The 294-nt window shown below is 67.0% G+C and carries 1 pseudogene; it reads right to left on the minus strand.

Annotation, left to right across the window (positions count from 1 at the left end):
- Positions 1-222, minus strand: a pseudogene (locus tag ACLBXO_RS32135) (class II fumarate hydratase); the annotation flags it as partial.
- Between the last annotated feature and the right edge of the window lie 72 nt (positions 223-294).

Genomic DNA, 294 nt, shown 5'->3' on the forward strand with positions numbered 1-294 from the left:
GGCGAGCTTCGGGTCGAGGGCGCCGAGATCCTTGTTCACCAGGGCGGCGGCCTGCATCACGACGGCGAGGGCGAGGACGAGCGGCTCGGGCATCCGGTCGGTACGGATCTTGATGTTCAGGATCGAGCGCTGCGTCTGCGCGCCCCAGTAGCGATGCGCCGGGACCTCGATCGGACCGAAGGTGTCGGACTCGGTGCGGGTGGCGGTCTCGGTGGGCGACATCGGGGCCTCTACGTCTGGTGCAGTGCGGTGCCTACTTAAATGAGGTGCGGGTGAATCGCGATGCCGGTTTTC

This window comes from Methylobacterium sp. C33D (assembly GCF_053345825.1).